The 21,622-nt window shown below is 61.4% G+C and carries 19 protein-coding genes; 11 read left to right on the forward strand and 8 right to left on the reverse strand.

The window, feature by feature from the left end; all coding sequences use genetic code 11:
* Window positions 1-39 precede the first annotated feature (39 nt).
* The 3 genes from K3819_RS05520 to K3819_RS05530 all read right to left on the reverse strand — a co-directional run bounded on the left by K3819_RS05520 (window position 40) and on the right by K3819_RS05530 (window position 2,004).
* On the reverse strand, window positions 40-834 hold the full coding sequence (locus tag K3819_RS05520; protein ID WP_039769619.1) for an OmpA family protein: 795 nt from the start codon (window positions 832-834) through the stop codon (window positions 40-42).
* A gap of 55 nt (window positions 835-889) precedes the next feature.
* Window positions 890-1,294: a DUF4398 domain-containing protein gene (locus K3819_RS05525; RefSeq protein ID WP_221398790.1), complete on the reverse strand. Its 405-nt coding sequence runs from the start codon at window positions 1,292-1,294 to the stop codon at window positions 890-892.
* Between the two features lie 365 nt (window positions 1,295-1,659).
* Window positions 1,660-2,004 carry a hypothetical protein gene (locus tag K3819_RS05530; protein WP_011332654.1) on the reverse strand — a complete coding sequence of 115 codons (345 nt, stop codon included), beginning with the start codon at window positions 2,002-2,004 and terminating at the stop codon, window positions 1,660-1,662.
* A 214-nt stretch (window positions 2,005-2,218) separates the two neighbouring features.
* Here K3819_RS05530 and ppc point away from each other — a divergent pair, with 214 nt between their 5' ends.
* From ppc to K3819_RS05565, 7 genes are all read left to right on the forward strand, one after another.
* Entirely contained in the window at window positions 2,219-4,849 is a 2,631-nt protein-coding gene (gene ppc / locus K3819_RS05535; RefSeq protein ID WP_221398791.1) for a phosphoenolpyruvate carboxylase, read from the forward strand.
* A 288-nt stretch (window positions 4,850-5,137) separates the two neighbouring features.
* Window positions 5,138-5,788, forward strand: coding sequence for an adenylate kinase (adk, locus tag K3819_RS05540; protein ID WP_064593717.1), 651 nt, complete (start codon window positions 5,138-5,140; stop codon window positions 5,786-5,788).
* A 94-nt stretch (window positions 5,789-5,882) separates the two neighbouring features.
* Window positions 5,883-6,557, forward strand: a complete 675-nt coding sequence (gene tsaB, locus K3819_RS05545) for a tRNA (adenosine(37)-N6)-threonylcarbamoyltransferase complex dimerization subunit type 1 TsaB (RefSeq protein ID WP_085612270.1) — start codon at window positions 5,883-5,885, stop codon at window positions 6,555-6,557.
* Window positions 6,558-6,787: 230 nt separating this feature from the next.
* Window positions 6,788-7,096, forward strand: coding sequence for a hypothetical protein (locus K3819_RS05550; RefSeq protein WP_007954720.1), 309 nt, complete (start codon window positions 6,788-6,790; stop codon window positions 7,094-7,096).
* On the forward strand, window positions 7,096-7,956 hold the full coding sequence (locus K3819_RS05555; RefSeq protein WP_221398792.1) for a DUF72 domain-containing protein: 861 nt from the start codon (window positions 7,096-7,098) through the stop codon (window positions 7,954-7,956). Before K3819_RS05550 ends, K3819_RS05555 begins: the two co-directional genes overlap by 1 nt.
* 32 nt (window positions 7,957-7,988) lie before the next feature.
* Entirely contained in the window at window positions 7,989-8,825 is an 837-nt protein-coding gene (locus K3819_RS05560) for an oxaloacetate decarboxylase (RefSeq protein WP_221398793.1), read from the forward strand.
* 2 nt (window positions 8,826-8,827) lie between these two features.
* Entirely contained in the window at window positions 8,828-9,520 is a 693-nt protein-coding gene (locus K3819_RS05565; RefSeq protein WP_085612273.1) for an extensin family protein, read from the forward strand.
* 4 nt (window positions 9,521-9,524) lie between these two features.
* Here the strand turns inward: K3819_RS05565 and K3819_RS05570 are convergent, their stop codons facing one another.
* Window positions 9,525-10,139 (reverse strand): energy transducer TonB, encoded by a 615-nt coding sequence (locus K3819_RS05570; protein ID WP_221398794.1) that lies wholly within the window; start codon window positions 10,137-10,139, stop codon window positions 9,525-9,527.
* A gap of 93 nt (window positions 10,140-10,232) precedes the next feature.
* Here K3819_RS05570 and K3819_RS05575 point away from each other — a divergent pair, with 93 nt between their 5' ends.
* Window positions 10,233-11,015 carry a class I SAM-dependent methyltransferase gene (locus K3819_RS05575; protein ID WP_064593732.1) on the forward strand — a complete coding sequence of 261 codons (783 nt, stop codon included), beginning with the start codon at window positions 10,233-10,235 and terminating at the stop codon, window positions 11,013-11,015.
* Window positions 11,016-11,060: 45 nt separating this feature from the next.
* On the opposite strand, the gene K3819_RS05580 is transcribed toward K3819_RS05575, so the two are convergent.
* Window positions 11,061-11,696: a TetR/AcrR family transcriptional regulator gene (locus tag K3819_RS05580; RefSeq protein ID WP_085612275.1), complete on the reverse strand. Its 636-nt coding sequence runs from the start codon at window positions 11,694-11,696 to the stop codon at window positions 11,061-11,063.
* Between the two features lie 94 nt (window positions 11,697-11,790).
* On the opposite strand from K3819_RS05580, the gene K3819_RS05585 reads away from it, so the two are divergent.
* The 3 genes from K3819_RS05585 (at window position 11,791) to K3819_RS05595 (ending at window position 17,843) form a co-directional block, all read left to right on the forward strand.
* Entirely contained in the window at window positions 11,791-12,891 is a 1,101-nt protein-coding gene (locus tag K3819_RS05585) for an efflux RND transporter periplasmic adaptor subunit (RefSeq protein ID WP_221398795.1), read from the forward strand.
* A 6-nt stretch (window positions 12,892-12,897) separates the two neighbouring features.
* The gene (locus K3819_RS05590; RefSeq protein ID WP_221398796.1) at window positions 12,898-15,966 is read left to right on the forward strand and encodes an efflux RND transporter permease subunit; all 3,069 of its coding nucleotides are present in this window, start codon (window positions 12,898-12,900) and stop codon (window positions 15,964-15,966) included.
* 482 nt (window positions 15,967-16,448) lie between these two features.
* Window positions 16,449-17,843: a Fic family protein gene (locus tag K3819_RS05595; protein ID WP_221398797.1), complete on the forward strand. Its 1,395-nt coding sequence runs from the start codon at window positions 16,449-16,451 to the stop codon at window positions 17,841-17,843.
* On the opposite strand, the gene K3819_RS05600 is transcribed toward K3819_RS05595, so the two are convergent.
* The 3 genes from K3819_RS05600 to plsB all read right to left on the reverse strand — a co-directional run bounded on the left by K3819_RS05600 (window position 17,840) and on the right by plsB (window position 21,567).
* Window positions 17,840-18,529, reverse strand: a complete 690-nt coding sequence (locus tag K3819_RS05600) for a DUF4197 domain-containing protein (protein WP_221398798.1) — start codon at window positions 18,527-18,529, stop codon at window positions 17,840-17,842. The genes K3819_RS05595 and K3819_RS05600 overlap by 4 nt on opposite strands.
* A 22-nt stretch (window positions 18,530-18,551) precedes the next feature.
* Complete coding sequence (locus K3819_RS05605) at window positions 18,552-18,950, reverse strand: YbaY family lipoprotein (RefSeq protein ID WP_221398799.1); 399 nt, start codon at window positions 18,948-18,950, stop codon at window positions 18,552-18,554.
* Window positions 18,951-19,065: 115 nt separating this feature from the next.
* Entirely contained in the window at window positions 19,066-21,567 is a 2,502-nt protein-coding gene (gene plsB / locus K3819_RS05610) for a glycerol-3-phosphate 1-O-acyltransferase PlsB (protein ID WP_221398800.1), read from the reverse strand.
* Between the last annotated feature and the right edge of the window lie 55 nt (window positions 21,568-21,622).

Consider the following 21,622-nt stretch of genomic DNA (forward strand, 5'->3'; position numbering starts at 1 on the left):
ATCAAATCAGGCGGGGCTTTTCATTTACCGCTCAGCGAATCAGTGCGCGGTCGAGCTCACGGCCGAACGCGGCATCACTGGCTGGTTGTCGTTGGAAATGGTCACTTCCACGCGACGGTTCATCGCACGGCCCGAGACCGAGGTGTTATCCGCCACTGGGTATTCCTTGCCATAACCCTGTACGACGATACGCGAAGGGTCTACACCCATCTTGATCAGCGCAACCTGCACCGAAGTCGCGCGACGCTCGGACAGCGACTGGTTGTAGCTCGCGGTACCGGTGCTGTCGGTGTAGCCCTCGACGATCACTTTGCGATCAGGGTTTTCCTGGAGGAACTGCGCCAGTTTGTTGATGTTCACCAGACCGCTGGATTTCAGGTCGGCCTTGTTGGTGGCGAACAGCACATCACCGAAAGTCACCAGCGTGCCGCGGTCGGTCTGCTTGGCGTTGAGACTGTCCTGCAGCTGTTTGATCTGCTGATCGCGGGCATCCAGACGGGCCTGGGCACGTTGGGCGGCGGCGTTCTTCAGGTTGTTTTCAGCGGTGCGCAGAGCGATGGTCTGCTTGGCCACTTCTACGCGCTGGTTGGTCAGATAAGCCAGTTGATCGACCTTGGCGGCGTCTTCTTTATCCAGATAAGCCTTGTCGGCCTTGTCCAGATAGTCGCTGGCGTCCTTGGTTTCCAGCGCTGCGACCTTGCTTGCCTGCGGGTTGGCCTGCAGGCCGGCGTAGTTGGTGCGTGCCTGTTCCAGGTTCGGGTTGGGCGGCGTGGAGCAGGCAGCCAGGGCAACGCTTGCAGCCAGGAGAGCGGGGATCATCAGTTGTTTACGCATAATCGTTCGTCCTTTATATCGATAAGAGTTTCAGCCTTGCGGTCGGGATGCGCGCTTACTGCACTGGGCGCTGACTTTCCTGACGCAGTTCCTGAACACCTTTCTGGGAGTCCTTCACAGCCAGTTCGGCCTTGGCTGCCTGAGCCTTGCGTTCGGCAACGCGGGCATCCCACTCGGCCTGCTCGGACAAGCGACGGGCTTCGTCATACTTCTTGTCGTGCATGGCGATTTCGGCTTGCTTCAGCTTGTCCTGAGCTTGCTTCATCTCCACAGCGGCGAACTCGGTACCGCCAGCGCTGATCGCGCTGTTGACTGCCGATTGAGTGACGGCGTATTGCTCGGTCGGTGGATTGCCGGCACAACCGGCCAGCACGAAGCTGGTGCCGATGGCCAGAGCAGCCAGTTTCAGACCGCGCAGGTGGGAGAACGAGGTTTGGGTCTTCATGGTCTTCAACTCCATTGGTTAACTCCTTGGAAGCTTCGAAATCCATCCTGGTCGAGGAGTGACAACCGTCATGTGTCAGCGCGTTTTGAAACGCTCGTTCCAGGCGTGGTTACCTGTTCCGACCGAAGGCATTTTTCAAAAGTTCAGAAAAGATGGCCCATCGCCAAAAAAAACTTTGACCGATCGGACAGGGCTCTAAACCGGGAACTTTGGCGGTGGGCAGAGGTACGCGCGGGCGAGAAACGGCGCAAAAGCGGAGGGGGGACACAGTCCCTGTGGGAGCTGGCTTGCCAGCGATGAGGCCATCAAATACAGCACATGTGCTGCTGAACTGACGCCATCGAGGGCAAACCATTCCCACCGTTCTGAAGGGTCAGGAATCAGTGTTTCTGCTTCCCGGCAGCAGCCGACAAGTCATGCAGATGACGCCGCGACAACGCGAGAAAACGCGGGGTCGGGCCGACATCCTCATACAGCGGATCGCCTTCTTCGTCGGTGGCGACCACGGTCGAGCCTTTCACATACGGCAGGCTCGCTTCGAACTCCTCGAGGGCGGCGCCGATCAGCTCGCCGAGCAGTTCTTCGGCATGGCGTTTGGGGTACATCTCGGCAATCGCCGCCAGCCGTGCGGCGGCTTCCACGTCCAGATGAATCGTGTAGCCGGTATCGGTCAGGCGACCCTTGGCGGTTTCTTCCCAATGCTGGGCGAGTTCACGGATTTTCATAAAAACCTCATGTCGCACCTGCTCATGGCAGGTCTTGGTGAGTGTCCGGCGTCTGCCGGCGGCAAGCCGTTGTGCGGCTTACTGTTGAGACTAGCTGCAACCCTCAAGGTTTAAAGTCCCTTCGTCGTCTGCTTGTAAGAAGCGTCCCGGAGCGGCACTCTCTGTTCATCCACTCACTTGCGATCCGTCACCGATTACTGCTGGAGAGATGCTGATGACCGATATTGATGCACGCTTGCGCGAAGACGTTCACCTGCTCGGTGAGCTGTTGGGCAACACCATTCGTGACCAGTACGGCGAGGCGTTTCTCGACAAGATCGAGCAGATTCGCAAGGGCGCCAAGGCCGACCGGCGCGGCTCGATGGACGCCGAACTCAGCGCCAGCCTCAATCAATTGAGCGAAGACGAACTGCTGCCAGTGGCGCGCGCGTTCAACCAGTTTCTCAACTTGGCGAACATCGCCGAGCAGTACCAGCTCATTCATCGCCGGGAAGAGACCCAGGCCGCGCCGTTCGAGTCCCGCGTGCTGCCGGAACTGCTCGCCCGCCTGCGCAACGAAGGGCACAGCGCCGAATCCCTGGCCCGGCAACTGGCGCGGCTGGAAATCGAACTGGTGCTCACCGCGCACCCGACCGAAGTGGCCCGGCGCACGCTGATCCAGAAGTACGACGCGATTGCCGCGCAACTGGCAGCCCAAGATCATCGTGACTTGACCACGACCGAACGCGAGCAGATCCACAACACCCTGCAACGCCTGATCGCCGAAGCCTGGCACACCGAAGAAATCCGCCGCACCCGACCGACCCCGGTGGACGAAGCCAAGTGGGGGTTTGCGGTGATCGAACATTCGCTGTGGCAGGCGATTCCCCACCATATGCGCAAGGCCGATCAGGCGCTGTTCGCCGCTACCGGTTTGCGCTTGCCGCTGGAAGCTGCGCCGATCCGCTTCGCTTCGTGGATGGGCGGCGACCGTGACGGCAACCCGAACGTGACCGCTGCCGTGACCCGCGAAGTGCTGTTGCTGGCACGCTGGATGGCGGCGGATCTCTACCTGCGTGACGTCGATCACCTGGCCGCCGAACTGTCGATGCAGCAGGCCAGCGAAGCGCTCAAGGCCCGGGCCGGGGACAGTGCCGAGCCGTATCGGGCAGTGCTCAAACAATTGCGTGAACGGCTGCGCGCCACACGTAACTGGGCCCATGCATCGCTGACCGCAACCACCCCGGCACCGGCCGATGTGCTGCACAACAACCGCGACCTGCTCGATCCGCTGGAGCTGTGTTTCAACTCGCTGCACGAATGCGGCATGGGCGTGATCGCCGACGGGCCGTTGCTCGATTGCCTGCGCCGGGCCGTGACCTTCGGTCTGTTCCTGGTGCGACTCGATGTGCGTCAGGACTCGTCCCGCCATAGCGCGGCCATGAGCGAAATCACCGATTACCTCGGCCTCGGCAAATACGAGGAGTGGGACGAAGAACAGCGCATCAGCTTCCTGACCCGCGAACTGCAAAACCGTCGGCCGTTGCTGCCGGCGCATTTCAAACCGTCGGCCGACACCGCCGAAGTGCTCGCCACCTGCAAGGAAATCGCCGCCGCGCCGGGCGCTTCGCTGGGCTCCTACGTGATCTCCATGGCCGGTGCCGCTTCCGATGTGCTCGCGGTGCAGTTGCTGCTCAAGGAATCCGGCGTACTGCGGCCGATGCGCGTGGTGCCGCTGTTCGAAACCCTCGCCGACCTCGACAACGCCGGCCCGGTGATCGAACGCCTGTTGCTGCTGCCGGGTTACCGCGCGCGCCTGCAAGGCCCGCAGGAAGTGATGATCGGCTATTCCGACTCGGCCAAGGACGCCGGCACTACCGCCGCGGCCTGGGCGCAGTACCGGGCGCAGGAGCGGCTGGTGGAAATCTGCCGTGAGCAACAAGTCGAACTGCTGCTGTTCCACGGTCGCGGTGGCACCGTGGGCCGGGGTGGCGGTCCGGCGCACGCGGCGATTCTGTCGCAGCCGCCGGGGTCGGTGGCCGGACGTTTCCGCACCACCGAGCAGGGGGAAATGATTCGATTCAAATTCGGCCTGCCGGACATCGCCGAGCAAAACCTCAATCTGTATCTGGCGGCGGTGCTCGAAGCGACCCTGTTGCCTCCGCCGCCACCAACCCCTGAATGGCGGCATCTGATGGACGAACTGGCCGCCGACGGCGTCGCTGCTTACCGTGCGGTGGTGCGGGAGAACCCGCAATTCGTCGAGTATTTCCGCCAGTCCACACCGGAGCAGGAGTTGGGCCGCTTGCCGCTGGGCAGCCGTCCGGCCAAGCGCCGTGCTGGTGGCATCGAAAGCCTGCGGGCGATTCCGTGGATCTTCGGTTGGACCCAGACGCGCCTGATGCTGCCGGCCTGGCTCGGCTGGGAAACCGCACTGAACAATGCGCTGGAGCGCGGCGAAGGCGAGTTGCTGGGGCAGATGCGCGAGCAGTGGCCGTTCTTCCGCACCCGCATCGACATGCTGGAAATGGTGCTGGCCAAGGCCGACGCCGATATCGCGCTGTCCTACGACGAGCGTCTGGTGGAGCCGGAGTTGCTGCCGTTGGGTGCGCACTTACGCGACCTATTGTCGCAGGCCTGTTCCGTTGTCCTCGGCCTGACCGGTCAGTCGCAGCTACTGGCACATAGCCCAGACACCCTGGAATTCATCCGTCTGCGCAACACCTACCTCGACCCGCTGCATCTATTGCAGGCCGAGTTGCTGGCGCGTTCGCGGCAGCAGAATGTCGAGCAGGGCAGCCCGGTGGAACAGGCGTTACTGGTGTCTGTGGCGGGGATTGCCGCCGGTTTGCGAAATACCGGCTAAGGTTTTCTGCGTGGGGCGGGGCACCCGGGGCGAACCTCGGGTGCCGTTTATTGACTGTAGGAAAAATGCGGTCAGGCGACAGTTAATGATGGGGTTGCGACTTGGGGAACCGCGTCGCAAGGTCGCGGCGGGCGCCGGTTTCTCCGACTTTTGGCGTCTTGTGTGGGCGCAGCCTGCTGTGTATCTTGATCAGCCTTTGGCCGTTTGGGCGGCCACGACCCGTTTTATGAGATTGGCCCCACGAGGCGAATCCGTTGTTTTTTATATAAAAAATTGAGGAGCACATCGATGCGCGTCATTCTGCTGGGAGCTCCCGGGGCCGGTAAAGGTACTCAGGCTAAGTTCATCACCGAGAAATTCGGCATTCCGCAAATCTCCACCGGCGACATGCTGCGTGCTGCGGTCAAGGCCGGCACCGAGCTGGGCATCAAGGCCAAGAGCATCATGGATGCCGGCGGCCTGGTGTCGGATGACCTGATCATCGCGCTGGTCAAGGACCGTATCGCTCAAGCCGATTGTGCCAAGGGTTTCCTGTTCGATGGCTTCCCGCGCACCATTCCTCAGGCTGAAGCGCTGGTGACTGCCGGTGTCGAGCTGGACGCCGTGGTCGAAATCGCCGTTGAAGACGAAGAAATCGTTCAGCGTATCGCCGGTCGTCGCGTTCACGAGGCCAGCGGCCGCGTTTACCACATCGTCTACAACCCGCCGAAACTGGCCGGCAAAGACGACATCACCGGCGAAGAGCTGGTACAGCGCAAGGACGACACCGAAGAAACCGTGCGTCATCGCCTGTCGGTCTACCACTCGCAGACCAAGCCGCTGGTGGAGTTCTACCAGAACCTGTCCGCCAAGAACGGTGGCAAGCCGAAGTACAGCCATATCCCTGGCGTCGGTTCGGTTGAAGCGATCACCGCCAAAGTGCTTGAAGCACTGAGCTGAAAAACCTGATCCGCTGCATCATCCACGGCCCGCTTGCGGGCCGTAGTTGTTTATACTGACGCACTTTTTCCCCACCTGATTTACGGACACATCGATGAGCACCTTGCTGGCCCTGGACACCGCGACTGAAGCTTGCTCCGTTGCCTTGCTGCATGACGGCAAGGTCACGAGCCATTACGAGGTGATCCCGCGCCTGCACGCGCAGAAACTGCTGCCGATGATCCAGCAACTGCTGGCCGACGCCGGCACCACCCTGCAAGCGGTGGACGCCATCGCCTTCGGCCGTGGCCCGGGCGCATTCACCGGTGTGCGGATTGCCATTGGCGTGGTGCAAGGTCTGGCCTTTGCGCTGGATCGCCCGGTGTTGCCGGTGTCGAACCTGGCCGTGCTGGCGCAACGGGCTTATCGCGAGCACGGCGTGAGCCAGGTCGCGGCCGCCATCGATGCGCGGATGGATGAGGTGTATTGGGGCTGCTACCGCGAGACGGCCGGGGAGATGCGTCTGGTGGGCGCCGAGGCGGTGTTGCCGCCGGAAGTCGCCGCATTGCCGGACGATGCTTCGGGTGACTGGTTCGGTGCTGGCACTGGTTGGGGTTATGGCGAACGCATCGCTGTAAACCTGAGCGGGTTCGACGCTGGCATGCTGCCCCATGCCGAAGACCTGCTGACCCTGGCGCGATTTGCCTGGGAGCGCGGTGAAGCGATTCCGGCAGACGACGCCCAGCCGGTTTACCTGCGCGACAAAGTGGCCACCCCCAAGGCTCGTTGATCCTCGAAATCAAGTTTTCCCAATCGCGAGCAGGCTCGCTCCCACATGAGTGTCGCAAATCATGTGGGAGCGAGCCTGCTCGCGATGCGCTCATCGGCAAACACCAATCGTCCGTTTCTAACCCCGCGCTTTAAACCTTTTGCCTTTTATGTGTTCTAGTTATCACTCGGCGATTTGCTAAGTCGGTCAGGTGCCGCTAAATTGCCATCATCGATACCGAGCATGACTTTATGCGTATAGACGGCGTTTCCACTCATTCCTACCCCATCAAGCGCAAGCCTCGCAAAGGCAATCCGGCGCTGGATGAGTCCGTCGACGATATCGACGGCGAGCTGGAATTCCCGACCGAAGAGCAACTGGCTGCCCGTGCCGCCAAAGCCACCGCGCAACGCCTGAGCAATCTGCCCGCCCGTCAACAAGACATGATTTATCACCGCGCGATGAAGAAAAGCGTGGCCATGGCCCTGGCCAGCTACCTGAGCACCGCCGGTTTTGTCGATTGGGATGCAGACGTGCTGGGCCTCGATCTGTACATCTGATGGATTTGCCTTACTACCTCGGTTGCCCGTCCTGGAGCGAAAACGCCTGGCGCGAGTATCTGTATCCGGTAGACGCCAGGACCTCCGATTTCCTCGGACTCTATTCGCAAGTGTTCAATGCCGTGGAAGGCAACACGACCTTCTACGCCAGCCCGTCGCCGGCCACCGTGCAGCGCTGGGCCGAGGTGATGCCGGAGCACTTTCGCTTCACTGCCAAGTTTCCCGGTGACATCAGCCACAGCGGCGATTTGCGCGATCAACTGACTGCCGCCGAAACCTTCCTCCAGTTGCTCAAGCCGCTCGGTGAGCGCGTCTCGCCAATGTGGCTGCAACTGTCGAAAAGCTTCACCCCGCACCGCTTGCCGGAGCTCGCCGCGTTCATCGATGCGCTGGATTGTCCGCTGGCAGTGGAAGTGCGCCACGAACAGTTCTTCGCCAAGGGCGAGAGTGAGCGACTGCTGAACCGGCTGCTGCTGGATCGCGGCGTGGAGCGCATCTGTCTCGATCCGCGCGCGCTGTTCAGTTGCCTGTCCACCGAATCGTCAGTGATCCACGCCCAATCAAAAAAGCCCCGCGTGCCGACACGGCCGGCAGCGTTCACTCAATTCCCGCAGGTGCGCTTCATCGGCCATCCGGAGCTTGAGGCCAACGACCCGTTCCTGGTGCCGTGGGTGGCGAAAATCGCCGAGTGGATCGAAGAGGGCCGCACGCCGTACATCTTCCTGCACACCGCCGACAACATTCTTGCGGCGAAGCTGGCGCAACGTTTTCACGCACAACTGATGCAACGTTTGCCTGGCCTGCGACCTTTGCCTGAGCTATACAGAGAACCCGCCGCTGAGCAACTTGGCCTGCTCTGAGGCGGATTTCTTTCCTGCCCAGGAGCCTGCCGATGGACGCCCAAGCCCGTCAACAACAAGCCCGTAAAGCCGAAACCTTCAAAGCCCTGCACGAACGCCCCGGGATTTTCGTGATTCCCAATCCGTGGGATGCCGGTTCCGCGAAGATGCTCGTCAGTCTCGGCTATCAGGCGCTGGCGACCACCAGCGCCGGTTATGCGTTTTCCCAAGGCAAGCCCGATGGTGGCCTGAGTCTTGACGATACGCTGGCCAATGTCCGGGAGATTGTCGCGGCCACGGATTTGCCGGTGGCAGTGGATCTGGAAAACGGCTTCGCCGACGCCCCGGCCGAATCGGCACAAAGTCTGATCCGCGCAGCCGAGGCGGGCGCCGTGGGTGGTTCGATCGAAGATGCCACCGGCCGGGAAGACTCGCCGATCTACTGTTTCGAACACGCGGTGGCAAGGATCGAAGCCGCCGTCGCTGCCGTGCGCACCTTGCCGTTTCCCTTCACCTTGACGGCCCGTGCGGAAAACTACCTGCACGGCAATCCCGATCTCAACGACACCATCCGCCGCTTGCAGGCCTTTGCCGAAGCCGGCGCCGACGTGTTGTACGCGCCGGGCCTGCGCACCGCCGAAGAAGTCCTCGCGGTAGTGCGCGCAGTGGCGCCGAAACCGGTCAATGTGTTGATGTCCGGCGGCTTGAAACTGACCGTGCAGGAGCTGGAAGAAATGGGCGTGAAGCGGATCAGCACCGGCTCGGCGCTGGCACTGGCGGCATTGGGTGAGTTTTTCCGCGCGGCTGAAGAAATCCAGCAGTCCGGCACGTTCACCTTCACCTCCCGTTCGATGCCGTACGCCAAGGCCAATCAATTCTTCAAGGGATGAGCATGGGGCGCTGGCTGGTGTTGGCAGGCCTGCTGATCATCGGTGGCGGGCTGATCGGCGTCTGGCGCGGTTGGCTCGATGTGCCGCCGCAGTGGAACCCGTGGGCGCCGCTGGACGTGCAGGCGACGCCCAACTGGCTCACGGGTTACAAGTTGATGCGCCTGCGCAGCGATCCGCTGTTGTGCCAGCAGGCATTGGGCAGCTCTGGCCTGCGGGTTTCGCCACAGGCCGACAGTCCGGATGCCAAATGTCCGTTGATCAGCGCTTTGCGCGTGCAGGGCGGCGGGGTGGGGCTCAGCAGCAGCTTTCTCGCCAGTTGCCCGTTGGCCGTGGCGTTTGCGATGTTCGAGCGCCATACGTTGCAACCGGCGGCGCAGCAGGTCTACGGTCAATCCGTGGCGCGGGTCGATCATCTTGGCAGCTTTGCCTGCCGCAACGTCTACAACCGCGAGAGCGGCGCGCTCAGCCGCCACGCCAGCGCCGATGCCCTGGACATCGCCGGCTTCCGCCTGGCGGATGGTCGTGCGATCAGCGTGCTCAAGGACTGGCCGAAGCAAAACCAAGACGCGCAGTTTCTACGTCAGGTGCGCGATGGCGCCTGCGAGGTGTTCAGTGTGGTGTTGAGTCCGGATTACAACGCCGCCCATCGCAATCACTTTCATGTCGATGTCGGGCGCTGGAGCGTGTGTCGCTGAGGAATCAGGCGGCGATGCGCAGGTTCTGCTGAACGATTGGGCGTACCCAGCCGTTATCGAAGTCCAGGGCTTTCTGCTGCTCGACGATGGCTTCCGGCGGGAATGGCGGGTACGGCTGCAGCAGATCCAGGTCGAACTCGGCAATCGGCAGGTACAGCGGTTTTTTCTGCGGGGCAGGGCCTGGCTCCGGAATCGGCTGGCCGTTGTTGATCACGACCGGACGAACCCAGCTGCTGTCGAAATCCTGCTGCTTTTGCTGAGTCTTGATTTCTTCTGGCGGGAACGGAGGGTACGGCTCGGCCAGCGTCATGTCGATCTCGGCAATCGGCAGGAACAGCGGCTCCGGCGGACGCACCTCGGTTTCAACCACATCGCATTCACGCTGGCTGACGATGTGCGCGTGCAGTTCGCTGCCGACAGTCGGTTCTTCAGGGCTTTCCAGGTCAATCGGTGGGAACGTGCCGCAGGCCGGCACCACATCACTCGATTGTTCGGCCAGTGCCTGGGCAAAGAAATCCTGCCACAGGTGGCTGACGCCGCCCAATGCTTGAGTGTTATGACGGCTGAAGTCGCCTGTGGGCGAAATGTAGCCAATCGATGTGGGAAGAATGCCTGACATTTTTTTCGGTTGACGCTCAGCTCTGGCAAAATGCGCGTTGATTGGGTTATCGGCGGTTTTTGCCGATCCTTAACTTTTTTGAGCGTGTTTTCCATGATTGAGCAACCCGCGGCCTGCCGCATCCATGTCGAGGCCCTCGGCCCGACGTTCGAAGCGCAGGCCGAGCAGTGGGCGCAACGCCTGAACCTGCCGTTGCAGGTGGCTGATGGCGAGTTTGCCCTGCAGGTCGGCGAGCAGGGTTTGCAGCTGCAACAACTGGGGCCGGATGCGCCGGGACCGGTGCGGGTCGACTTCGTCGAGGGCGGTGCGGCCCATCGCCGGTTGTACGGCGGCGGCAGTGGGCAGATGATCGCCAAGGCGGTCGGCATCGCCCAGGGCGTGCGTCCTCGGGTGCTGGATGCCACGGCAGGGCTGGGCAAGGATGCGTTCGTGCTGGCCAGCCTCGGTTGCGAGATGAGCCTGATCGAGCGTCAGCCATTGATCGGCGCGTTGCTGGAGGATGGTCTGGCCCGCGCTGCGGAAGACTTCGAGGTGGCGCCGATCGTGGCGCGGATGAAGCTGCTCAAGGGCAACTCCATCGACGTGATGCGCAATTGGGAGGGCGAGCCGCCGCAGGTGATCTACCTCGACCCGATGTTCCCGCACCGTGAGAAAACCGCGCTGGTGAAGAAGGAAATGCGCCTGTTCCGCCCGTTGGTAGGCGATGACCCGGATGCACCGGCCTTGCTGGAAGCGGCGTTGGCGCTGGCCACGCACCGGGTGGTGGTCAAGCGCCCGCGCAAGGCGCCGTGCATCGAAGGGCCGAAGCCGAGCCATGCGCTGGATGGCAAATCCAGCCGCTATGACATCTACCCGAAGAAAGCGCTCAAGGCCTGAGCCGTCGCATAAGAAAATCCCACGCATGGCGTGGGATTTTTGTTTTCAGGGTCGAAAAGCCCGCATGAACAGCCCGACCACTTCCTGCACATGACTTTCCGCCGCCTCGCCGGTCAGCGGCTCACCGCAGCCGTACAACAGGCGGAAATTCCCGGCGCCCTTGATCAGGCAAAAGAAGTGCTCGGCGGCGTTGTGCGGGTTGTCGATGCTCAGCACGCCGGTTTCGTGAATCCGCCGCAGCAAACGTTCCATTCCCTGCACCATGCGCTGAGGGCCGGCCTCGAAGAAGATCAGTGACAGGTTGGGATCCTGACTGCCCAAGGCCATGATCAGACGATGCAGGTTCACCGATTCATCGCTGTTGATCAGGTGGTGAAAGCCTCGCGCAATGTTCAGCAACACATTTTCCACCGCGATGCCGTCCGGCAATTCGAAGAACAGCGGCGGCAATTGCTCCTCGCATTTGGCCACTACGGCGGCGGAAAACAGCGTCTCCTTGTCGTTGAAATGGCTGTAGACCGTCAGCTTCGACACGCCAGCCTCGGCGGCCACCGCGTCCATGCTGGTGTTGGCATAGCCATGACTCAGGAACAGGATTTTCGCCGCCTCGAGAATCGCCTGGCGCTTGGCCGGATCCTTCGGTCGGCCCGGGCCGTTTGGAGTGGAAAGATTGTTCGACATTCTTCGCTTTTAATACTGGACTGGTGAGTTTGCTATTAATAACATACCGGCCAGTATAATTATTCCAAGCCTCCTTAGCGAAAGGTCCTTCACCATGTTCCGCCATGCGTTGTCCTTTGCGGTGCCAGTCAGTCTGGCGTTTTTATTGTCGGCATGTGGCAAGGAAGAGGTGACGCAAGTCAGCGTGCGACCGGCCATGGTGGTGCAGCCAGAGCCTTCGGCGCAGGCGATGGAAAGTTATCCGGGTGAGGTTCGCGCCCGCTACGAACCCGATCTGGCGTTCCGCATCGGCGGCAAAGTCAGCCGACGACTGGTCGACGAAGGTCAGCGGGTGAAGGCCGATCAGCCACTCGCCGAGCTCGATCCGCAGGATGTACGCCTGCAACTGGAAGCCACCCGGGCCCAGGTTGCGGCCGCCGAAGCCAACCTGAACCTGGTGCGTGCCGAGCGTGACCGCTACAAGACCCTGATGGAACGGCAGATGGTCAGCCGCTCGGCCTACGACAATGCCGAAAATCTCTACCGCTCCGGCGAAGCCCGCCTCAAACAGATCAAGGCCGAATTCAACGTCTCGACCAATCAGGCCAGTTACGCCGTGCTGCGCGCGCCCCAGGATGGCGTGGTGGCCAAGCGTTCGGTGGAGGTCGGGCAGGTGGTCGCCGCCGGGCAGACCGTTTTCACTCTCGCCACTGACGGCGAACGGGAAGTGCTGATCAGCCTGCCGGAGCAGAGCTTCGGCCGCTTCAAGGTCGGCCAGCCAGTCTCGGTGGAGTTGTGGACGCAACAGAACCAGCGCTTCGCCGGGCAGATCCGCGAGCTGTCGCCGGCAGCCGATCCGAAATCCCGCACCTTCGCCGCACGCATTTCATTCACCGCCGGCAAGGTCCCGGCAGAACTGGGCCAGAGCGCCCGGGTCTTCGTGCAGACCGCCGATGTCATCCCGCTGTCGGTGCCGCTCTCGGCACTGACTGCCGAAAACGGCGCGACCTACGTCTGGGTCGTCAGCGCCAACAACACCCTGAAAAAGACCCCGGTGCGCGTCGGCCCGTTCGGTGAGAAAACCGTGCCGGTGCTCGAAGGCCTGAACGCCAGCGACTGGGTGGTCGCCGCTGGCGTTCACGTATTGCTGGAAGGGCAGCAGGTGCGTCCGGTGGATCGCTCCAACCGCGTGGTCAATCTGGCGGACAAGGAGTAATCCCCGATGGGTTTCAATCTTTCCGCCTGGGCGCTGCGCAATCGCCAGATCGTACTGTTCCTGATGCTTTTGCTGGCGATTGTCGGTGCCTTGTCCTACACCAAGCTCGGCCAGAGCGAAGACCCGCCGTTCACCTTCAAGGCGATGGTCATCCAGACCCGCTGGCCCGGCGCAACGGCTCAGGAAGTCTCGCGCCAGGTTACCGAACGCATCGAAAAGAAACTGATGGAAACCGGCGAGTACGAGCGGATTGTTTCGTTCTCGCGCCCCGGTGAATCCCAGGTCACGTTCATTGCCCGCGACTCGATGCATTCGGTGGAGATTCCGGATCTCTGGTATCAGGTGCGCAAGAAAGTCAGCGACATTCGCCAGACCCTGCCGCCGGGCATTCAGGGGCCGTTTTTCAACGATGAGTTCGGCACCACCTTCGGCAATATCTATGCGCTGACCGGCGACGGTTTCGACTACGCGGTGCTCAAGGATTACGCCGACCGCATCCAGATCCAGCTGCAACGGGTCAAGGACGTGGGCAAGGTCGATCTGCTCGGTTTGCAGGACGAGAAGGTCTGGGTCGAGCTGTCCAACGTCAAACTCGCCACCCTCGGCTTGCCGCTGGCAGCCGTGCAGCAGGCGCTGGAGGAACAGAACGCGGTGTCCACCGCAGGGTTTTTCGAAACCGGCAGCGAGCGTTTGCAGCTGCGGGTGTCGGGGAATTTTCAGACAGTCGACGAGATCAAGAACTTCCCGATCCGGGTCGGGGATCGTACGTTCCGCATCTCCGATGTCGCTGACGTGCGGCGCGGTTTCAACGATCCTCCGGCACCGCGCATGCGCTTCATGGGCGAAGACGCCATCGGTCTTGCGGTAGCGATGAAGGACGGCGGCGACATTCTGGTGCTGGGCAAGGCCTTGGAAATCGAATTCGCCCGCATCCAGAAAAACCTGCCGGCCGGCATGCAATTGCGCAAGGTCTCCGACCAGCCCGCAGCCGTGAAAACCGGCGTCGGCGAGTTCGTCCAGGTGCTGGTCGAAGCGCTGGCCATCGTGTTGCTGGTGAGCTTCTTCTCCCTCGGCGTGCGCACCGGCATGGTGGTGGCGCTGACCATTCCGCTGGTGCTGGCGATGACGTTCGCCTGCATGTATTACCTCGGCATCGGCCTGCACAAGATTTCCCTCGGTGCGCTGGTACTGGCGCTGGGTTTGCTGGTGGACGACGCGATCATCGCCGTGGAGATGATGGCGATCAAAATGGAGCAGGGCTTTGACCGGATCAAAGCCGCCAGTTACGCCTGGACCAGCACCGCGTTCCCGATGCTCACCGGTACGCTGATCACCGCCGCCGGTTTCCTGCCAATTGCCACGGCGCAATCCGGCACCGGCGAATACACCCGCTCGATCTTCCAGGTGGTGACCATCGCCTTGCTCGCATCCTGGGTAGCGGCGGTGGTGTTCGTGCCGTATCTGGGGGAAAAGCTCCTGCCGGATCTGGCGAAAATTCACGCGGCCAAACACGGCACGGCTGACGGCCACACTGATCCCTACGGCACGCCGTTCTACCAACGGGTACGGCGTCTGGTGGAGTGGTGCGTACGTCGGCGCAAAACCGTGATCGTGCTCACCGTGCTGCTATTTGTTGCGTCGCTGGCGTTGTTCCGGTTCGTGCCGCAGCAATTCTTTCCGGCTTCCGGGCGACTGGAGCTGATGGTCGATCTGAAGCTTGCCGAGGGCGCCTCGCTGGCCAATACCACGGCCGAAGTCAAACGGCTGGAAGCGATGCTCAAGGATCACGCTGGCATCGACAACTATGTCGCTTACGTCGGCACCGGTTCGCCACGTTTCTATCTGCCGCTGGATCAACAACTGCCGGCGGCGAGCTTCGCCCAGTTCGTCGTTCTGGCGAAAACCATCGAGGAGCGCGAAGCGCTGCGCACCTGGCTGATCGACACGTTGAACGAGCAGTTCCCGGCCTTGCGCTCGCGGGTCACGCGCCTGGAGAACGGTCCGCCGGTTGGCTATCCGGTGCAGTTCCGCGTCACCGGCGAACACATCGAGGAAGTCCGTGCTTTGGCGCGCAAGGTGGCGGCCAAGGTGCGCGAGAACCCGCATGTGGTGAATGTGCATCTGGACTGGGAAGAGCCGAGCAAGGTCGTGTACCTGAACATTGATCAGGATCGCGCCCGGGCACTGGGTGTGAGCACGGCGAATCTGGCGAAATTCCTTCAGAGTTCGCTGACCGGCTCCAGCGTCAGCCAGTACCGCGAGGACAACGAACTGATCGAAATCCTCCTGCGCGGCACCGTGCACGAGCGCACCGAACTGTCGTTGCTGCCGAGTCTGGCGGTGCCGACCGACAACGGTCGCAGCGTCGCGCTGTCGCAGATTGCCACGCTGGAATATGGCTTCGAGGAAGGCATCATCTGGCACCGCAATCGTCTGCCGAACGTGACCGTGCGGGCGGACATCTATGGCAAGGAACAACCGGCAACGCTGGTGAAGCAGATCATGCCGACGCTTGATCCGATCCGCGCCGAATTGCCGGACGGCTATCTGCTGGATGTCGGCGGTACGGTCGAGGATTCGGAGCGTGGGCAGAAGTCGGTGAACGCCGGGGTGCCGATGTTCATTGTCGTGGTGCTGACGTTGCTGATGGTGCAATTGCGTAGCTTCTCACGCACGGCGATGGTGTTTCTGACGGCGCCGCTGGGGTTGATCGGAGTGACGCTGTTTCTGCTGGTGTTCCGTCAGCCGTTCGGGTTTGTGGCGATGCTCGGGACGATCGCGCTGTCGGGGATGATCATGCGTAACTCGGTGATTCTGGTGGATCAGATCGAGCAGGACATCGCCGCCGGGCTCAAGCCGTGGCAGGCGATTATCGAGGCGACCGTGCGGCGGTTCCGGCCGATTGTGTTGACGGCTTTGGCGGCGGTGTTAGCGATGATTCCGCTTTCTCGCAGTGTGTTTTTTGGGCCGATGGCGGTGTCGATTATGGGGGGGTTGATTGTTGCTACTGCTTTGACGCTTTTGTTTTTGCCGGCGTTGTATGCGGCTTGGTTCCGGGTTCGCAAGGAGTCTTGATTTGGTTTGGTGAGCTTGGCGGCCTTTGGGCCGGCCATGCTCTGGGTGTTTTGGGTACATATCCGTTGCTGCGGTAACGGCTTCTTATGGTTTCGCCCTTACGGCGAGTCCCTTTGGCAAACGCCGGAGTGCCGGCCCAGCCCAAAGGAACCAAAGGTCTGGGCCCCGGCGTTCGGCCCCTCGCTGGGGCTCGGGGTTCCTTCGTTCCGATGGGGCCGGCACGTCAAGAGCTGTACTCGAGCTAACGCTCATCGTGTTGAGTGGGTTGGCTACGTCATATTTTTGAGGAAACCCGTTTCAACTGTGGGAGTTAGCCTGCTAGCGATGGCGGTCTGTGGGCCGACCTATTTCTTTTGAGAGCAAGCAGCTTTGTAGGACCTTGCGCCGTCTCCTACGTTTTTTTCAGACGCCTCCGATATTGAGTCGCTGTGTTGGCGGTGCTGTACTCGAGGCTGTTTTTCAGCCTTGGTTGAGCAGCGTTGATGAAGAAACCGCCGGTATTGAAAGGTCGGGCCGATCCGGTCTTTGAGTTGTTGATGCGCGCGCCTCACAAGCAGCGTCTGGCGGACTATCTTGCGTTGCTCAAGCCGCTGGATGATCAGGGGCGGTATCTGCCTTTTGAGGATTTGCGGTATCGCTGGGCCAGCGGGCTGGATTCGCGTTTGTGTTGGGCGCTGGTCAAGAAGGCGCGTGTCGCTCAGTACATTCATCTTCTGCGTTTGGGGGAACCGGCGCAGTGGGGGAAGTTTGTGCCGACGCCAACCGCGCAGAAGGCCCTTTCAGTGGTTGATCGGCAAACCACGACGGCGTCGCTGGAATACATGACCAGCCAGATAGGCGAGCGGGCGTATTTCAGTTATCTGCTCAACGATCTGATCGAGGATGAGGCGATCAGCAGCAGTCAGCTGGAGGGCGCCGCGACCACCACTCGTGTTGCCAAGGACATGCTCAAGCAACGGCGCCAGCCGCGGACGCCGGATGAGCGGATGGTCATGGGTAATTACCGGATGATGAATTTCGCCTGGGAAAAACGTTACGAGCCTTTGAGCGTGAGGTTGATTGCGTCGATGCATCGGGTCGGTGTCGAAGGCATTGATGACGCGCAGTACGACCCCGGACTTTTCAGGACGAACGATGAAGTGGTGGTGCAGGACGGCGAAGGAAATACCGTGCACTCGCCACCGCCTGCGGTCGGATTGGTGAGGCGACTGGATTTGCTCTCGCAGTGGATCAATCAACCACAGGGTTCACCTCGGCAAAAAAACTACCTGCATCCGCTGATCAAGGCGATCACGCTTCACTTTGCCCTGGGCTATGAACATCCCTTTCGCGACGGCAACGGGCGGGTCGCCAGGGCGCTGTTTTACTGGTTCATGTTCAAGCATGAGTTTTCGGCATTCCGCTATATCGCGATCAGTCTTTTACTGCGCAACGCGCCGGTAAAGTACGGGCGGTCGTATTTGCACAGCGAGGCTGATGAGCTCGACCTGACGTACTTCATCGAGTTTCAGTGTTCGGTGATTTTGCGGGCGGTGGAGGGTTTTACCGATGTGTACCGCAAGAGTGTGGCGTACAGCGAAGGCTTCGAGCGCTGGTTGACCTGTTCGGGCTTTTTTGATCGGCTGACAGAGCGGCAGCGGGCCATTTATCAGGTGGCCAGGAGCGGGGTGGCGAAGGAGTTCACGGCGGGGAACGTCAAGGAGCATCTTGGTTGTGCCTACAACACAGCGGTGTCGGCGTTGAGCGGGTTGGTTGAGCTGCAGGTTTTCGAGAAGAAGAAAATGGGACGCGAGTGGGTGTACTTTTTACGTGTGTCTGCTGGCGACGGATTGAACAACGGGAGTGAGAAAACTCACTCCCGTGTGGTGCCGGTTTAGAGCGTACCGAACACTTTTTTCGCCAGACTCGTCGCCGCAGCGGCCGGGTTCTTGCGAATGGTTTCTTCCTGTTTGCCGATCATTTCGAACAGGCCATTCAGCGCTTGTTCGGTCACGTAGCTTTCGATATTGGCGCTCTTCGCATCCACCACGCCGAAGGTTGCGGCCTGGCCGGCGAAGGCGTTGTATTTCTGGGCTACGCCGACTTTGTCGGTTGCCTGCTTGACGATCGGCAGGAACTTGGTGCGGATCTGTTCGCGGCTGGATTTGTCCAGGTATTGAGTAGCAGAGTCGTTGCCGCCGCTGAGGATGCCTTTGGCGTCTTCCACGCTCATTTTCTTCACGGCGTCGACGAGGATAGGCTGGGCCTGGGTGACGGCGGTTTCCGCGGCCTTGTTCATGGCGGTTTCCAGTTCTTCAACTTGAGCGCCCATGCCGAAGGCTTTCATCTTGCCGGCGACTTTCCCGAGTTTGCCCGGCAGTTCGATCTTCACGTCCGGGTTGTTGCTGAAGCCGCCCGGGGTGCCGAGTTGTTTGACGGCCAGTTGCGCGCCCTGGGTCAGGGCATCCTTGAGGCCACCGGTGGCGTCGCCTTGCGACAGGTCGCTGAGGGACAGGGCCAGTGCGTTGGCGGAGATCATCAGGCCCGCGAACAGGCCGGCGAAGCGAAGGGTAGGACGGAGCATGGCGGCTTCCTTGTTGAGAGAGTTAGCGGGCGGCGTCGACGCGGATCTTCAGTGGCTGCGGATCCTTGCCATCAAGCTGCACGGCATGGTTTTCGGTGGTGATGAACATCAGCTCGCCGTTGACTTCGATGCGCGCGCTGACCGAGTAGCGGTGGCCGGGTTTGACCTGGGCCGGATCGTAGCTCAAGTGGAACGGCAGCGGCACCTGGCCTTTGACCGGGCCTTTCTGTTCGTCGAGTACCACGGCCGGAGCGTCGGCCAGCGAAACGTCCTGCAGGCTCACACTCAAGGTCGCACTGGGTGGCAGGGCGATGCGTTGCAGGTAGAACACTTCGCCGTCGAGGCTGACCTTGCCGGCCGGTGAGGTCGACTGGCAGGCGCTGAGCAGGGCAGCGGCAGCGAGAACGGTCATTTTTTTCATGGTAAATATCCTTTCATTGTGGGAGCGGGCTTGCTCGCGAAGGCGGTGTGTCACCCAACAGCGATGTTGAATGTTGAACCGCTTTCGCGAGCAAGCCCGCTCCCACAGGTTTGCATCAGGTCTCGGACTGAGCGGCGGGCTGATCGGCCGCATCTTCGCTGCGATGCAGTGCCACCTGACGGATCGACAAGCGAATCTCCGCCGGCAACACCCGTTTGGCCGCGCCTTCGGCCAGTTCGCCGAGCAGTTCGTGGTAGCTCAACTTGCCGGCTTCGTCGCGACGCAGTACGTCGAGGTCGAGCAGGGTCTGGATGAAGTGGCGGAACAGGCTCTTGTCGAAGAACTCCGGTGCGTTCAGGCCGTGCAGGATCGACAGGCGCTGGGCCATGACCGTGCACAGGTCTTCCAGCTCTTCGGCGCTGATGCTGTTCTGGCCGCTGTTGAGCAGCAGGGAAACGGTCATGTAGAAGCGTTGCAAGGTTTGGGCGATGCTCTTCGACAGCAGGGTCAGCAGCACGAAATGCCGCGAGCTCGGTGCCGGGCGCAGGTACACGTCTTTCTCGAAACGCAGCAGGCCTTGTTCGACGAACGCTTCCAGCCACTGATCGATCACCGCATCCAGTTCGTCCAGCGTCCAGCGAATGAACAGCTCTGATTGCAGGTACGGATACAGCGCGCGGGTGTAGCGCAGGATCTGTTCGCGGCTCATGCGCGAGGTGCTCTGGAAGAAGCTCGCCAGCAGCGCCGGCAGGGCGAAGATGTGCAGCACGTTGTTGCGGTAATAGGTCATCAGGACGGCGTTCTGCTCGTCCAGATAAAGAATCTTGCCCAGCGCATCGTTCTGCTCGGACAGCAGATCCATGTCCTTCACGTGCTCGATCAGCGCGCGGCCATCGCCTTCCGGCAACGTGGTGTGCGGCGAGTACGGGACCTTGCGCAGCAGCGCCAGATACAGATCCAGCACCCGCGCCATGGCCCGATCATCCAGCGCCAGGCGGGTGGTCGACAGCAGCGCCAGCGCCACCAGGTTGACCGGGTTGATCGCCGCCGCTTCGTTCAGGTGCTGCGCGACTTTTTCGCCGAGGCGATTGGTGGTTTCGTTGAGCCACGCCGGCTTGTACTGCGGGCCGAGTTCCTGCTGGCGCCAGTCGGGCTGCTCGCTGTCGAGGAACTCCGCGAGTTTGATCGGTTCGCCGAAGTTCACCGCCACCTGGCCGAAGCGCTGCTTTAGCGCGCCGATGACTTTGAAGATGTCGAAGATCGATTCTTTCTTCTTGCTCGCGCCACGCAGCTCGCCGAGGTAGGTGCGGCCTTCGAGCACGCGCTCATAACCGATGTACACCGGCACAAACACGATCGGCATCCGCGCCGAGCGCAGGAAGCTGCGCATGGTGATTGCGAGCATCCCGGTTTTCGGTTGCAGCATGCGCCCGGTACGCGAGCGACCGCCCTCGACGAAGTACTCGACCGGGAAACCTTTGGTGAACAGGGTGTGCAGGTATTCGTTGAACACCGAGGTGTACAGTGGATTGCCCTTGAACGTGCGGCGCATGAAGAACGCGCCGCCACGGCGCAGCAGGCTGCCGATCACCGGCATGTTGAGGTTGATCCCGGCGGCGATGTGCGGCGGGGTCAGGCCATTGCGGAACAGCAAGTACGACAGCAGCAGATAGTCGATGTGGCTGCGGTGGCACGGCACGTAGATCACTTCGTGACCCTGGGCGACCTTCTGCACGCCTTCGATGTGGTTGACCTTGATCCCGTCGTAGATCTTGTTCCAGAACCAGCTCAGCACCACTTCCAGAAAACGGATCGCGGTGTAGGTGTAGTCCGAGGCGATCTCGTTGCCGTAGCGCAGGGCCTGGGCCTTGGCTTTTTCCGGGGAGATGTTTTCGCGCTCGGCTTCGTCGAGGATCGCTTGCTTGACCAGCGGCTGGTTGAGCAGGCCTTTGACCAGGTTGCGGCGGTGGGAAATGTCCGGACCGATCACTGCAGCCTTGAGGTTGCGGAAGTGCACCCGCAGGATCCGCTGGGCCATGCGCACCGTGCGCTCGTGGCCCTTGTTGTGTTCGATCAGTTCGCGCAGGTGGATCGGTGCGGAGAATTGCACGCGGGTCTTGCGCCCCAGAATCATGATGCTCAGCAGGCGACGCAGACGCCCGGTGACGGCCCAGCTGTCGGCGAACAGCAGTTTCCACGGACTGTTTTCGCTGTCCGGCGACTGGCCCCAGAACACGCTGACCGGAATGATCTGCGCGTCTTCGGCAGCGTTCTGGCTGAGGGCGCTGACCAGTCGGGTCAGGGTCGGCGGTGCACCGCGCTTGTCCTGGCGACCGAGCCAGTCCGGGTCCGGCGTCAGGTAGAAAAACGCTGCCGGTTCGATCAGCGAACCCACGGACACCGGCAGCACCGGGCGCGGCAGGCCGGCCTTGGTGCACTCGGTGTCGACCACCGCCAGATCAGTCAGCGATGGATTTTGCAGGACGTAGAACACCGGACGACTGCGGTCGAGGTTGAGGGTGAACGACGACTGGTTGATCGTCTCGGAGCGAACCCAGAGATACAACAGTCGGCGCAAGGTGCCAAACACAAGACGGCGGAACGGGGAACGGGTCATACGGCTTCTGCGTGAGTGGATAAACCGAGCGTTTGCTCGGGCGGTCGACAGTTTG

Origin of the sequence: Pseudomonas sp. 3-2 (assembly GCF_019710535.1) — a bacterium.
Lineage (GTDB): Bacteria > Pseudomonadota > Gammaproteobacteria > Pseudomonadales > Pseudomonadaceae > Aquipseudomonas > Aquipseudomonas pharyngis.

Excerpts from the sequence above, each read along its gene's own strand:
- K3819_RS05575 (WP_064593732.1), top strand. The coding sequence starts at position 10,233 with ATGATTGAGCAACCCGCGGCCTGCCGCATCCATGTCGAGGCCCTCGGC.
- K3819_RS05605 (WP_221398799.1), bottom strand. The coding sequence starts at position 18,950 with ATGAAAAAAATGACCGTTCTCGCTGCCGCTGCCCTGCTCAGCGCCTGC.
- K3819_RS05560 (WP_221398793.1), top strand. The coding sequence starts at position 7,989 with ATGGACGCCCAAGCCCGTCAACAACAAGCCCGTAAAGCCGAAACCTTC.
- K3819_RS05590 (WP_221398796.1), top strand. The coding sequence starts at position 12,898 with ATGGGTTTCAATCTTTCCGCCTGGGCGCTGCGCAATCGCCAGATCGTA.
- K3819_RS05585 (WP_221398795.1), top strand. The coding sequence starts at position 11,791 with ATGTTCCGCCATGCGTTGTCCTTTGCGGTGCCAGTCAGTCTGGCGTTT.
- K3819_RS05600 (WP_221398798.1), bottom strand. The coding sequence starts at position 18,529 with ATGCTCCGTCCTACCCTTCGCTTCGCCGGCCTGTTCGCGGGCCTGATG.
- K3819_RS05580 (WP_085612275.1), bottom strand. The coding sequence starts at position 11,696 with ATGTCGAACAATCTTTCCACTCCAAACGGCCCGGGCCGACCGAAGGAT.
- K3819_RS05520 (WP_039769619.1), bottom strand. The coding sequence starts at position 834 with ATGCGTAAACAACTGATGATCCCCGCTCTCCTGGCTGCAAGCGTTGCC.
- K3819_RS05565 (WP_085612273.1), top strand. The coding sequence starts at position 8,828 with ATGGGGCGCTGGCTGGTGTTGGCAGGCCTGCTGATCATCGGTGGCGGG.
- ppc (WP_221398791.1), top strand. The coding sequence starts at position 2,219 with ATGACCGATATTGATGCACGCTTGCGCGAAGACGTTCACCTGCTCGGT.
- K3819_RS05555 (WP_221398792.1), top strand. The coding sequence starts at position 7,096 with ATGGATTTGCCTTACTACCTCGGTTGCCCGTCCTGGAGCGAAAACGCC.
- K3819_RS05570 (WP_221398794.1), bottom strand. The coding sequence starts at position 10,139 with ATGTCAGGCATTCTTCCCACATCGATTGGCTACATTTCGCCCACAGGC.
- K3819_RS05530 (WP_011332654.1), bottom strand. The coding sequence starts at position 2,004 with ATGAAAATCCGTGAACTCGCCCAGCATTGGGAAGAAACCGCCAAGGGT.
- K3819_RS05550 (WP_007954720.1), top strand. The coding sequence starts at position 6,788 with ATGCGTATAGACGGCGTTTCCACTCATTCCTACCCCATCAAGCGCAAG.
- adk (WP_064593717.1), top strand. The coding sequence starts at position 5,138 with ATGCGCGTCATTCTGCTGGGAGCTCCCGGGGCCGGTAAAGGTACTCAG.
- plsB (WP_221398800.1), bottom strand. The coding sequence starts at position 21,567 with ATGACCCGTTCCCCGTTCCGCCGTCTTGTGTTTGGCACCTTGCGCCGA.
- tsaB (WP_085612270.1), top strand. The coding sequence starts at position 5,883 with ATGAGCACCTTGCTGGCCCTGGACACCGCGACTGAAGCTTGCTCCGTT.
- K3819_RS05595 (WP_221398797.1), top strand. The coding sequence starts at position 16,449 with ATGAAGAAACCGCCGGTATTGAAAGGTCGGGCCGATCCGGTCTTTGAG.
- K3819_RS05525 (WP_221398790.1), bottom strand. The coding sequence starts at position 1,294 with ATGGAGTTGAAGACCATGAAGACCCAAACCTCGTTCTCCCACCTGCGC.